General features: G+C 69.5%; 9 protein-coding genes and 1 tRNA gene. 5 read left to right on the top strand and 5 right to left on the bottom strand.

All coding sequences use genetic code 11. From position 1 onward, the window contains the following. Positions 1 to 4: 4 nt before the first annotated feature. From ABIE19_RS00745 to ABIE19_RS00735, 3 genes are all read right to left on the bottom strand, one after another. A complete protein-coding gene (locus ABIE19_RS00745) occupies positions 5 to 2110 on the bottom strand; it encodes a hybrid sensor histidine kinase/response regulator (protein WP_354087198.1) in 2106 nt (701 codons plus the stop codon). Between the two features lie 117 nt (positions 2111 to 2227). After that, positions 2228 to 3547, bottom strand: coding sequence for an acetyl-CoA hydrolase/transferase family protein (locus tag ABIE19_RS00740; RefSeq protein WP_354087197.1), 1320 nt, complete (start codon positions 3545 to 3547; stop codon positions 2228 to 2230). Between the two features lie 60 nt (positions 3548 to 3607). Then, positions 3608 to 4357, bottom strand: a complete 750-nt coding sequence (locus ABIE19_RS00735; protein WP_354087196.1) for a phosphatase PAP2 family protein — start codon at positions 4355 to 4357, stop codon at positions 3608 to 3610. Positions 4358 to 4641: 284 nt separating this feature from the next. On the opposite strand from ABIE19_RS00735, the gene ABIE19_RS00730 reads away from it, so the two are divergent. Both ABIE19_RS00730 and ABIE19_RS00725 read left to right on the top strand, forming a co-directional pair. Continuing rightward, on the top strand, positions 4642 to 6531 hold the full coding sequence (locus ABIE19_RS00730; protein ID WP_354087195.1) for a ribonucleoside-diphosphate reductase subunit alpha: 1890 nt from the start codon (positions 4642 to 4644) through the stop codon (positions 6529 to 6531). Between the two features lie 158 nt (positions 6532 to 6689). Next, complete coding sequence (locus tag ABIE19_RS00725; protein ID WP_354087194.1) at positions 6690 to 7532, top strand: lipid A-modifier LpxR family protein; 843 nt, start codon at positions 6690 to 6692, stop codon at positions 7530 to 7532. 273 nt (positions 7533 to 7805) lie between these two features. Here the strand turns inward: ABIE19_RS00725 and ABIE19_RS00720 are convergent, their stop codons facing one another. Next, complete coding sequence (locus ABIE19_RS00720) at positions 7806 to 9554, bottom strand: gamma-glutamyltransferase family protein (protein ID WP_354087193.1); 1749 nt, start codon at positions 9552 to 9554, stop codon at positions 7806 to 7808. Between the two features lie 193 nt (positions 9555 to 9747). Here ABIE19_RS00720 and ABIE19_RS00715 point away from each other — a divergent pair. The 3 genes from ABIE19_RS00715 (at position 9748) to ABIE19_RS00705 (ending at position 11424) form a co-directional block, all read left to right on the top strand. Further along, positions 9748 to 9824: transfer RNA gene (locus ABIE19_RS00715), tRNA-Arg, on the top strand. A 104-nt stretch (positions 9825 to 9928) separates the two neighbouring features. Continuing rightward, the gene (locus ABIE19_RS00710; protein WP_354087192.1) at positions 9929 to 10639 is read left to right on the top strand and encodes a DUF4336 domain-containing protein; all 711 of its coding nucleotides are present in this window, start codon (positions 9929 to 9931) and stop codon (positions 10637 to 10639) included. 173 nt (positions 10640 to 10812) lie between these two features. Further along, a complete protein-coding gene (locus ABIE19_RS00705; protein WP_354087191.1) occupies positions 10813 to 11424 on the top strand; it encodes a GNAT family N-acetyltransferase in 612 nt (203 codons plus the stop codon). On the opposite strand, the gene ABIE19_RS00700 is transcribed toward ABIE19_RS00705, so the two are convergent. Beyond that, positions 11421 to 12911, bottom strand: a complete 1491-nt coding sequence (locus ABIE19_RS00700) for an amidase family protein (protein WP_354087190.1) — start codon at positions 12909 to 12911, stop codon at positions 11421 to 11423. The two genes, ABIE19_RS00705 and ABIE19_RS00700, sit on opposite strands and share 4 nt — an antisense overlap. Positions 12912 to 12976: the final 65 nt, after the last annotated feature.

The raw sequence follows: 12976 nt of genomic DNA, 5'->3' as shown, positions 1-12976 counted from the left end.
CGTTTCAGGCCGCGGCCGAACCTCGACGTTCGAACGCCGCGCGGCAGGCCTGTTCGATGGCCAGATAGAGGCGGTCGTGGGTGATCGGCTTGGCCAGGTGGGCGTCCATGCCCGCCGCCAGGCAGCGCGCCGCATCCTCGGGCATGGCGTCGGCGGTCACGGCCAGGATGGGGGTGTCGCAGGCGGGGAAGGGCATGGCGCGAATCCGTCGCGTGGCCTCCAGCCCGTCCATGCGCGGCATGCGGACGTCCATCAGGATCAGGTCGAAGCGTTCAAGGCCGGCCGCCTCCACCGCCTGCTCGCCGTCCTCCGCCTCCACCGTCTCATAGCCGCCGACGCCGACCAGCAGGCTGAGCATGCGCCGGTTCACGGGGTGATCGTCCACTATGAGGGCGCGCAGGGGCGCCGGCTCATGCTCCGGCGCGACGATCTCCGGCGTCTCCAGCGCCTGCAGCGGAACCTTCAGCCGGAAGGTCGAGCCGAAGGGCGAGGTCGCGACAAGGGTGACATCCCCGCCCATGCAGCGGGCGTGGCGGCGCACGATGGGCAGGCCCACCCCCGTCCCGCTGTGTCGACGGCTCAGGGAATCGTCGCCCTGGGCGAAGACGTCGAACAGGCGGGGCGCCAGGTCGGAGCCCACGCCGATCCCGGTGTCGGAGACTTCCAGCGACAGGTCGCCGTCGGCGTAGGCCGCCTTCAGACGCACCACGCCGTGGTCGGTGAACTTGATCCCGTTGGACACCAGGTGGCGCAAGGCGCTGCGCAGGCGCCGCCCGTCGCCGACGAAGCGCCGGGGCAGACCGGACGCCAGCATGGTCTCCAGCCGGATTCCCTTGGCCCGCGCGGCGCAGGTCTCCAGCAGGAGGACGTCCTGGATCATGGTTTCCAGGTCGAAGGGTTCGGACTGGAGGGGCGCGTCGCCGCGCGAGATTTCCAGCACGTCCTCGACAAGGCTCAGCATGCCTTCGCCCGACTGGCGTATGGCCTCGACCTGATCGCGCGCCTCGGGCGACAGGTCCGTGCGCCGCGCCAGCAGGTCGGCGTAGCCGCTGACCCCGTTCAGGGGCGTGCGCATCTCGTGGCTCATCAGGGCCAGGAAACGCGACTTGGCGGCGTCGGCGGCCTCGGCCCGCTGGCGCTGCTCATGGGCGGCGGCGGTGCGACGGGCCAGGCGGCCGAGGAAGGAGCGGCGCTCGGCCATCAGGGCGCTGATCGGCAGGGCGGTCGCCGTCGCCGCCAGGAGGAAGCCGTAGTAGAGCGGCATCTGCCGCAGGCGCTCCGGCAGGTCGTTCAGGCCGGGCACGTCGGGAACCGGCGCGATCGTGACAGGTCCATGGCCGGTCATGGTCATCAGGCCGCTGATCACCGTGGTGATGAGCAGGGCCGCCGCCACGCCTGGCGGCGACAGGCGGAAGGCCGCCAGCATCAGCGGCGGGAACATCAGGAACAGAAGGGGCGCCTGGCGGGTGAAGATCCAGAGGGCGGCGACCGTCACCACCCCCAGCACCAGGGTCATCTCCAGCTGGGAGTGACGCTTCTGGGTGAAGCAGTGGGCGCGCGCCAGCAGCAACAGGCTAGGCGTGATGGTGGCCAGCCCGAGAAGCTCCATGGCGAAGAGGTGCCGCCAGGCGAAGATCGCCTTGACCGTGGAATAGTCCTTCACGACCGTCGCGACCGCCACGTTGACGGTGACGGTCAGGGCCACGGCCGCAGCCGCCGCGCCGCAGATGAACATCAGGATCCGGCGCGGCCGGCGCATGTCCAGGGCCGCTCCGCATATCCGCCGCGCCAGGACGCCCGCCACGAGAACCTGGATCAGGTTCAAGGTCGGGTTCAGCCAGTCGAACGGCGCGACGTCGCCCCTCACCTGAGTGCTCGCCAGGTTCAGGACGAAACAGGCGGCCAGGACGCCCAGGGCCTGGCGTCGCTTCAGTTGCAGGAAGGCCGCGAGCATGACCCCGTTGGCGGGCCAGACGATCACCGCCTTGAAGGTGTCGGCGCTCCAGTGACCCAGCAGCAGGCACAGGCCGAAAAGGACGACATAGACAAGGGGCGGCGGTCCGGCCGTCTGGCCGGCCTCATGACGAAATGCTCGCCATCGCCCCTTCATCCTGATCTCCGTTACAGCGGTTACAATCGTAAAATGCCGCCAAAGCTTAAATAAAACCTCCGTTACCCCATGCGAGAAACCACGTAGTCGATGCGGTTTCTCGGCTGGGCCGGCCCCTCAGATCAAGCCCATGGCGCGGGCCTCGCGCTCCAGCCCCTCGCGGAACTCGGGCGTGGCCAGGCCGATCAGGGCGCGGGCGCGCCGGTCGTCGGTCAGTCCGCGCAGATCGACCGCCCCGTGCTCGGTCACGACATAGTGGACGTCGTTGCGCGGCGTGGTCGCCGGCCCGTCCAGCCGGGCCACGATGCGCGAGGCGCTGCCCCTGGCCGCCGTGGAATGGCAGGCGATGATCGACTTGCCGCCCTCCGAGGCCGAGGCGCCGCGCACGAAGTCGAGCTGACCGCCCGCCGCCGTATACTGGCGGCCGTTCAGGTATTCGGAGCAGCAGGCCCCGAACAGATCGACCTGGAGGGTGGCGTTGACCGAGACCATCCGGGCGTTGCGGGCGATGACGGCCGGGTCGTTCACATAGTCGACGGGCCGGGCCTCCATGACCGGGTTCTCGTGCAGGAAGTCGTAGGTCGAGCGGTCGCCCATGGAGAAGGTGAAGACGCTCTTGCCCGGATGCAGGGTCTTGCGGGCATTGGTGACGACCCCGGCCTGCATCAGCTCGACCAGACCCGGCGTCAGCATCTCGGTGTGGGCGCCCAGGTCGCGATGATCGTGCAGGGCGGCGCAGACGGCGTCCGGCAGGCCGCCGATCCCCATCTGCAGGGTCGAGCCGTCCTCGATCAGGTCGGCGATGATCCCGCCGATGACCAGGTCCTGAGACTGCTGCGGCGCGCGGGCCGCCTCCAGCAGCGGGGCGGCGTTCTCGACCACCGCCGCGACCCGGGAGACATGGACCGTGCAGTCGCCGAACACCCGCGGCATGTTCGGATTGACCTCCAGGATCACCCGGCGGGCCGTTCGCGACACGGCCAGGGCGTAGTCGGTGTTGGTCCCGAAGCTGAAATTGCCGTCGGCGTCCATCGGCGACACCGTGGCCAGGAGGGTGTCGACCCCGACCGACCGCGTCAGGACGGAGGGCGCCTGCTGGAAGCCGGTGGGGACGAACCAGACGGCCCGGCGTCCGTCCTGGGCGCCCCGCGCCTCCAGCCTGCGTTCTATGGCGCCGTGAAAGAGGCTGTGAGGCCGGATGCGGTCCGTCAGCTCGTAGCGCAGCACCGTCTCGCCCGCGATGGCGGTGGACAGCAGGTAGTAGAGGTCGATGTCCCCGACCCGGCCCGCCTCGGCCCGATCGGCCAGGGCCTTCAGCAGGGCCGGGGGCTGACCGACGCCGAGGGCCATGGCGATCCTGGCGCCCGAGGGGATCAGGGCGGCCGCCGCCTCGGGCGTGGTCAGGCGTTCTGCGTAAAGGGCGGCGTGGTCGGTCATGGTCGTCGTCCTTGAGGGCCTATCCGTGGTTTCTAGCCGCCGAACCGCCGTCGCCAACCGCTAGACATTGGTCGAAGGCGCGTCCTGGAGCGGGGCGCCGTGCAGCCTCTGCCGGCGCTCGACGGCGTAGGCGGCCAGCCACAAGGCCATGGCCCAGGCCGCCCCCACGCTCCATCCGGCGAAGACGTCCGAGGCCCAGTGCGCGCCCAGGTAGATGCGCGTCAGGCCGATCAGCAGGGCGATGACCACCCCGACGACCAGGACATAGGCCTTCAGCCTCTTGCGGGGGAAGGCGCGGGTCAGCATGACCCCCAGGGTCAGATAGAAGACCGTCGCCAGCAGGGCGTGGCCCGAGGGGAAGCTGGCGTTCAGGGTCTCCACCGCCTGATACTCCAGCGGCGGCCGCTCGCGCTCGAACAGGGCCTTCAGCCCCTCGCTGAGGGCCACGCCGCCGGCCAGGCCCGCGAGCAGCAGCAGGGCCGACAGCCGCTTGCCCTGGATCAGCATGAAGCCCAGGGCGATCAGGGCGAACAGGGTCAGGACCGCGATCCCGCCCAGGGAGGTCAGGTCGGCCGCCGCCTCGTGCAGCCACCACGGCCCCCAGGGGCGGCCCGGGTCCTGGGCATAGGGCCGCACCGCATGCAGGACGGCCAGATCGAAGGCCTGGCCGTCGGCCTCGCGCATGTCGTCGGCCACCTCGATGAAGGTCAGGACGCCCAGGGCGACCACCAGCAGGGCGGCCACGGCGGCGATTTCGGTGCGCGCGACCCGCAGGGCGCGGGTCAGGAAGGCGGTGGGATGCGGAGCCATAGGCCGCTAACGGCCACGCTGGGCGACCCGTTCCCCCCTCGTCGCCTTCACGCGGTCGTGATCGTCCGGGCGCCTGCGTCGAAAAATGTGATCGCCCCCAATTTCCGAGTCATTTCCACAGGGTGGCGAAAGCCGCCCACCGATTCGGAAGAAATCCGCGCGTCAAGAGCTTTACGTGCGGTTAGGGATATGCACCCATATATGTAGCCGAGCCCGGCGATGGAGACACCACATATAGTGTCCCGAACCGGCACGGTCTTCTAACGGATTTGTTCGGGGCAGTGATGAATATGGCTGGCGGCGAAGCTCTGCAGGCAACGGAATTCTCGACGGTTTCTTCCGCTCCGCCCGAAAACAAACCGCATCTGACGGTGGTTTCGGGCCTGCAGTTGGACCGTTCGCGCGACGCCCTGCTGACCGACTTCGGCAAGAAGACGCTGGAGGACCGCTATCTGCTGTCCGGCGAAAGCTATCAGGACATGTTCGCCCGCGTGGCCACGGCCTACGCCGACGACGCCGACCACGCCCAGCGCGTCTACGACTATATGTCCAAGCTGTGGTTCATGCCGGCGACCCCGGTGCTGTCGAACGGCGGCGCGGATCGCGGCCTGCCCATCTCCTGCTTCCTGAACGCGGTGAACGACAGCCTGGACGGCATCCAGAACGTCTGGAACGAGAACGTCTCCCTGGCCTCCAACGGCGGCGGCATCGGCACCTACTGGGGCGGCGTCCGCTCCATCGGCGAGAAGGTCAAGGGCGCGGGCCAGACCAGCGGCATCATCCCCTTCATCCGCGTGATGGACAGCCTGACCCTGGCGATCAGCCAGGGCTCCCTGCGTCGCGGCTCGGCCGCCGTCTACCTGGACATCCATCACCCGGAGATCGAGGAGTTCCTGGAAATCCGGAAGCCCTCGGGCGACTTCAACCGCAAGTCCCTGAACCTGCACCACGGCATCAACATCACCGACGCCTTCATGGAGGCGGTTCGCGACGGCCGGTCCTTCGACCTGATCTCGCCCAAGAACGGCGAGGTCCGCAAGACGGTCGACGCCCGCAACCTGTGGACCAAGATCCTGGAAATCCGGATGCAGACGGGCGAGCCCTATCTGATCTTCTCGGACACGGTGAACCGGCAGATGCCGCAGCACCAGAAGGACCTGGGCCTGTCGGTCAAGCAGTCCAACCTGTGCTCGGAGATCATGCTGCACACGGGCCTGGACCACAGGGGCGTCGAGCGGACCGCCGTCTGCTGCCTGTCCTCGGTCAACGCCGAGACCTTCCTGGAGTGGCGCGAGGAGCCGCGCTTCATCGAGGACATCATGCGCTTCCTCGACAACGTGCTCGAGGACTTCATCACCCGCGCCCCGGATTCCATGTCCGCCGCCGTCTATTCGGCCCAGCGCGAGCGTTCGGTGGGTCTGGGCCTGATGGGCTTCCACTCCTTCCTGCAGTCGCAGGGCGTGGCCTTTGAATCGGCCATGGCCAAGTCGTGGAACATGCGCCTGTTCAAGCACCTGCGCCGCGAGGCCGACAAGGCCAGCCGCACCCTGGCCGAGGAGAAGGGCCCCTGCCTGGACGCCCAGGAGCGCGGCGTCATGGAGCGCTTCTCGCACAAGCTGGCCATCGCGCCGACGGCCTCCATCTCCATCATCTGCGGCGGGACCTCGGCGGGCATCGAGCCGATCCCGGCCAATATCTACACCCACAAGACCCTGTCGGGCTCCTTCGCGGTCAAGAACCCCTATCTGGAGGACCTGCTGGAGACCAAGGGCCTGAACACCGAGGCCGTCTGGTCGTCCATCCTGGAGCACGAGGGCTCGGTCCAGCACCTGGACGCCCTGACCGAGGACGAGAAGGCCGTCTACAAGACCGCCTTCGAGCTGGACCAGCGCTGGGTCGTCGAACTGGCGGCCGACCGCACCGGCGACATCTGCCAGGCCCAGTCGCTGAACCTCTTCATCCCGGGCGACGTCAACAAGTGGGACCTGCACATGCTGCACTGGTCCGCGTGGGAGCGGGGCCTGAAGTCCCTCTACTATCTGCGGTCCAAGTCGGTGCAGCGCGCCGCCTTCGCCGGGGCCGAGGACAAGAAGGAAGAAGAGATCGATCCGAACCAGCCGGACCTCTTCTCGGCGGCCCGCACCGACTACGACGAGTGCCTGGCCTGCCAGTAAGGCCCCTCGCCTTTCGACATCGCGAAACGTCCGCAGCCGCCCGGGGAACCCTCTCCGGGCGGTTTCGTTCGTCTCTTTACGATTGTGTCGTAAAAGAGTCCGTTGCGCTTCCCGCCGGTTAGGGCATGGTGGGCGGGTCAGCGGATCGGGAGGACCGTTTGCGCATCGAGGCCGTCATCGTCGGACTGCTGGGCGTCGCAGCCCTGCCTGCGACGGCGGCCGCGCAAGACACGGTCGCCGCCCGGGGTGGCGAAGCCGTCCGGTTCGAGGACGCGGCCGCGCGCCTGGCCCAGGACCCGGCCTTTGCGACGCCCGACGCCCTGTTCGACGCCGCCCTGCCCCTCATGGAGACGCCGCCTCCGGCCCAGGCCGGGACGACCGCCCTGCGCAACGAGGCCTGGTTCGCCGGCGACGGCTTCACCGATCGGCTGCGCGTGACGCAGTTCGGGGCCCCGCGCCGCGCCGACGGCGCCCCCGTGCCGCCCCGCGCCCTGGACGAGCGGGCCTGGGGCGAGGAAGGCTATGACGTCACCTATACGCGCGGCTGGGTCGCGGCCCACGGCCGGACGCCCTCGGGCCTGGAGGTGTCGCTGACGCCCCATGCGGGCTTCGGCGTCGGCAGCGAGGGCCCCTCGGCCGAGGCGGGGGCCACCCTGCGCATCGGCGAGGGTCTGGACCGGCTGGCGCCCGACGGGGACAAGGCCTTCGGCGACCGTCCGCGCTGGTATCTCTACGCCGCCGGTTCTCGCCGGGCGGTCGGCTACAACTTCGCCCGGACCCGCGACGGGGACTTCGCCCGGTCGGGCGTGAGCCACGACACGGGCGCCTATATGGGCGACGCCTCGGTCGGGGTGGCCTATCGCCGGGGCGCGCTGCAGGGCTCGGTCGGGGTGGTCTATCGCGAGATCGAAGCCAAGGGCGTGCGCGCCTATCAGGGCATCAACACGGACGTGTCCGAGGGCCTGCTGGCCTTCCAGATCTCGATCCGCCCGCGTCGCTAGGACGTCTTAGGCGCTAGGGCCTGACCGGTCCGCTCGCCGGCGCCCATTGCACCGTGCAATGAAAAAACAGTGCAATGAGTGCAATCCGGACTTCGGCTCGGCCGCCTTCCCGCGCAGGTCGAGACCCTTCGGCGGGCGGCGACGGTCGGCGATGTCAAAGACCCGCCCACAGTATGACCCAGGCCGCGACCCAGGCTGGCGAAAAGCCCGCAGAATCGCCCAATCCCAATGAATCCTTGGGATTGGGCCGACCCGTTATGCAAGACGACCGTCCTATTGCGTGCGGGCCACGCCCTCGCGGCGGCTGTCGGCCGCGCCGTCCCAGCGCCCGTTTCGCCACAGGCCGCCGTGCAGGCCCGAGGTCTCGGTCGTATTGGGCCGCAGTTCGACGCCGCGCGCCGCCATGCCGTCCCGCACCGCGTCGGGGAAGCCCTCGGTGTCGGCGCCGAAGCCGTCGCCCTTGGCCACCAGGTTCGGCAGATCGAAGGCCTGTTGCAGGGGCAGGCCCCAGGCCAGGGCGCCGATCAGAGCCTTGGCGTTATAGGCCAGGATGGACGAGCCGCCGGGCGAGCCCAGCAGACCGACCAGCCGCCCCTCGCGGTCCAGGATCAGGGTCGGGGACATGGAGGAACGCGGCCGCTTGCCCGCCGCCACGGCGTTGGCCGCCGGGGTTCCGTCCCTGGCCAGGGGTTCGAACGAGAAATCCGTCAGTTGGTTGTTCAGGAAGAAGCCGCCCGCCATGCGGCCGGAGCCGAACAGGCTTTCCACCGTGGTGGTCATGCTGACGGCGTCGCCCTTCGCATCGACCACGACCATGTGCGAGGTGCCCGCCGGTTCGCGCGTGGCGTCGGCGCCGACGCGCGGAGCCCCCGCCGGCACGCCGTAGGGCGCCGCGCCGCGCAGGCCCGGCGCCAGGGCCGCGCGCTGGGCGACATAGGCCGGGTCCAGCAGGCCCGCGACCGGCACGGAGACAAAGGCCGGGTCGCCGAAATAGCGGTCGCGGTCTGCATACATCAGACGCTGCAGCTGGCCGAAGGCGGCCCAGGCCTCGGGGCTGTCCGGCCCCTTGTCGATGTCGGGCGTCCGCTCGGCCATGGCCAGCAGCTCCAGGACGGAGGTGCCGCTGGACGGCGGCGGCGGCACGCAGACGGTGTAGATCTTGTAGGGGCCGCACACGGCCTCGCGCACCAGGGGGCGATATCCGGCGAGGTCCGCCGTCGTCAGGGCGCCGGGACGGCCGCCCTCGGTCACGGCGGCGACGATAGCCTCGGCCAAAGGACCCTGCTGCAGGGCCGCCGCGCCCTCGCGCGCGATGCGCCGCACGGTCTCGGCGTAGGCGGGGTTCCGCAGGGTGTCGCCCGCCTGATAGCGCGCGCCGTCCGGCTTGGTGAAATATTCGGTCGCCCAGCGGGTCTTCGCCTGGGGCGCGTCGCCGTTGATCATGCCCGCCAGGCGCGGGCTGACGGTGAAGCCGTCCTGCGCCAGGGCCTCGGCGTCGCCGAACAGTTCGGACCAGGCCAGGGCGCCGTGCTGCTTCTGCGCCAGGGCCAGCATGGGAATCACGCCCGGCGCCCCCGTCGAACGGCCGCTGAGAAGGGCGTCGACGAAGGACAGGGGGCGGCCGTTCTCGTAGAAGAGTTCCGGCGTCGCGGCGGCCGGCGCCGTCTCGCGCCCGTCATAGACGGTGATCGCGCCGCTTTCGGCGTCGTAGACCATCATGAAGGCGCCGCCGCCCAGGCCCGAGGACTGCGGCTCGACCAGGCCCAGGACCGCCTGGATCGCCACGGCGGCGTCCACGGCCGAACCGCCGCGCGCCAGCACCTTCATCCCCGCCTCGACCGCCAGGGGATTGGCCGCCGACACGAAGGGCCCCTTGGCGACAGAAGCGTGGGCGACAGGAGCGGCAACCGCCGCCTGGGACGTCAGGGCCGGAGCGGCGCCTTCGACCGCCCGCGTCTCGGCCACGGCGCAACCCGCCAGCATGAGCGCCGCGATCGCCGTCCCTGCCGCGAGAGAAGACATCCTGCGTCCGAGACGATCATGGGGAAGGAAAAAGGCGCGCACGCGAGCACTCCGGGACGTTACGGGGAGAGTTCATGCCTAGGCCCGCGAGGCCCCGAGGCCAACCCCGCATTTTCTCAAGATTTTCCGAGAAAACCTGTTGCCACCCCGAAAGCGACCCGCTAGATACCCGGCCCTGCCCGCAAGGCAGTGCGCACCCGTAGCTCAGCTGGATAGAGCACCAGACTACGAATCTGGGGGTCAGGAGTTCGAATCTCTTCGGGTGCGCCACTTTGCTTTTCAATGACATGGCAAGTGTTTGCGGCGTGACGGCCTGAGGCTGTCGCGGCGGTTGTTCCGTTCGCCCTGGGACTATCATATCCATACATGGAAACATGGGTGGGGCGATCGCCGTGCTGCGAGACCTGGGCGCGAATATCTGGATTGCGGACGGGCCCACGATTACGGCGGCGGCCGGATTTCACTACCCCACGCGCATGGCCGTCATCAGATTGGCCGACGGGGGCCTGGTCCTTTGGTCGCCGACCGCCCTGTCTGACGATCTTCGCGCCGAGGTGGAGGCGCTGGGCGCCGTGCGCTATCTGGTCCCGCCCAATTCCCTGCACCACACGTTTCTGGGCGACTGGAAGAGGGCCTATCCCGATGCGAAAGTCTATGCGCCGCCCGGCCTGAGGGAACGGCGCAAGGACATCGAATTCGACGGCGACTTCAGCGATGATCCGATCGCGGAATGGGCGGGAGAGATCGATCACGCGGTCATGCGGGGCAATCGGATCACGACGGAGGTCGTCTTCTTTCATCGCCGGAGCGGGACCGCGATCTTCGCCGACCTGCTTCAGCAATTGCCGCACGGCTGGTTCAAGGGCTGGCGCGCGCTCGTCGCTCGGTTGGACCTGATGACGGCAGCCGAGCCTGCGACGCCCCGAAAGTTTCGGGTCGCCTTCACCGACCGAGGCGCCGCGCGCGACTCTCTTCGGCGCATCCTGGCCTGGCCCACGGAAAAGGTGATCATGGCCCACGGCCCGCCCGTCACCGACGACGCGTGGGCCTTCCTTCGTCGCGCGTTCCGTTGGCTGGCCGACTAGGGCCAGGGTCCACGGGCGCATACGGCGCCGCGGACAGGCCGCCTCCTTGCTCTCGAAACAAATGAGCGGACGACGTCCCCCCCCCTGAGCCGGGCTCGAGGCGGAACAGTTGTCGCAATGGCGGCTGCGCCGCGCCACGCCTATCTGCACGAGGCACGGCAGAGGAAGAAACGATGATGGACGTCAGCGACCGCGATGCGGATTTCTCCGTCGAGGCGGAGTTCCGGCCAGAGCACCGTGGAAACGCCGCCGCCGGCTATTGGGCCGCCTTCTCGCGCAAGCTCCGCTATCCGCTTGGACCGGAACACAGGGCGATCGCTTTTCTTGAACAGGTTCTGGATCCCGGCCATGCGATCAGCGCCGTTGCGAGGGACGGCGCATTTCTGGGCGTTGCAGGCTTCAAAACTCCGGACGGCGCCTTTGTCGGCGGGAAGCTGAAGGACATGGCGAAGGTCTATGGCTGGCTCGGCGGCGTCGGCCGCGGCTTGCTGATCGGGATCCTGGAGCGAAGATGCGAGCCGGGAACCCTGCTGATGGACGGCATCTTCGTGCGCCCCGAAGCCCGCGGTCTGGGCGTGGGGTCGGCCCTGCTCGATGCGATAGAGCGTCATGCCGCCGGGAAAGGCCTGACCCATGTCCGTCTTGACGTGATCGACGGGAATCCCAGGGCGCGGGCGCTCTACCAGCGGCATGGATTCCAGGACCGCGCCCACAGGTCGATCGGCGCCTTGGAACCCCTGTTCGGATTCCGATCCGCCACGACGATGATCAAGGCTGTCGGCTAGACCGCCCTTGTCGGGGGACGACGCGACGCCCAGGGGCGAGCCTGCTCCAGCTCATAGGCCAGTTCCAGCAGGGTGCGCTCGTCGCCGCGGTCGGCGGCGAACTGCACGCCCAGGGGCAGGTTTTCGGCGGTCCAGAACAGGGGCAGGCTGATAGCAGGACCGCCCACGGCGTTCTGCAGCATGGTGTAGTCGGCGTAGTGGTTCAGGCGCTGCGCCAGGTCCAGGATGGGGACGGACCCGTTAATACGGCCGATCTCGACCGGCGGCGTCAGCAGGACCGGCGACATCAGCAGATCCAGATCCTGGAACCCCGCATAATAGCGCGCGGCGTGAACGCCGACGCGTTCCAGCGTCGTCTGCAGGGCCGCCTCCGAAATCATCGATCCCATCATGGCCATGGCCTGGGAGGCGGGCTCCGCCTGCGCCATCAGGGCGGCGCGATCCTGGCCCAGGGCGCGGGCCAGGCGGTCGGCCATGCGGTCGCCGTAGGCCAGGTAGATCTGGGTGAAGTCGGCCTGGAAGGCGTCGGCGTCGATGGGCCAGGCGACCGGCCGGACCGAATGCCCCAGACCCTCCAGCAGGGCGACCGCGTCCGCCAGAGCCGCCGCCGTCTCGACCGAAGGCGCATGGCCGCCGAGGCTGGAAGCCGCCACGCCGATGCGCAGCCGCCGCGTCGACGGCCCCTCCACGCGCCCCGTCGGCGGCAGGCCGGGCGTCCCTTGGGTTTCCGTCACGGCCAGAAGGGCGGCGCTGTCACGCACCGAGCGGCTGACGCAGAAGTGGGAGGCCAGGTTCAGGGCCGGGAACCACTTGTCCATGCCCGGCGTGCGGTCGCGGGTCGGCTTCAGGCCCACGAGGCCGCAGTTGGCGGCCGGGATGCGGATGGAGCCGGCCCCGTCCCAGGCGTCGGCCATGGGGACGATCCCGGCCGCCACGGCCGCCGCCGAACCGCCCGAGGACCCGCCCGGCGTGTGGTTCGTGTTCCACGGATTGCGGGTGACGCCATAGGCGGCCGTCTCGGTCGTGGGCAGGGCCCCGAACTCGCTCATCGTCGTCCGGCCGAAGATGTTGAAGCCCGCCGCCTCCATGCGCTCGACCATGGGATCGCTGCGCTCGGTCACGGGCAGGCCGGCGTCGAGACGGGAGCCGAAGCGGCGGCGGACGCCGGCCAGCTCCGTCTCGTCCTTCAGCAGATAGGGCACCCCGGCGAAGGGGCCATCCAGAGGAACCCTCCCCTCGGCGGCGCGGGTCCTGGCCCGGTCGTACAGCGTCTCGCTGAGGCAGTTGAGGCGGCCGTTGACGGCCTCGGCGCGGGCGATCGCGGCCTCCAGCATCTCCAGGGGCGAGACTTCACGGGCGCGGACCTTCTCGGCCATGGCCGTGGCGTCCATGTCGGCCCAGGGGTCGGACGGCGCCGCCGAGGCCGCCCCGCCAGCGGCGCCGGCGCCGAGCGCGGCGGCCGCCTGCATCATCGTGCGTCGTGTCATCGGAGCGACGCCTCCCTGGCGATCATCGTCCATGACTTGGGCCTCGGTTGCTGCGCGGCCTGCGC

It is taken from the genome of Brevundimonas faecalis, from assembly GCF_040549405.1.
GTDB lineage: Bacteria > Pseudomonadota > Alphaproteobacteria > Caulobacterales > Caulobacteraceae > Brevundimonas > Brevundimonas faecalis.
Note: the sequence above shows the minus strand (reverse complement) of the source record. Positions and strands in the feature narration are given on the sequence as shown.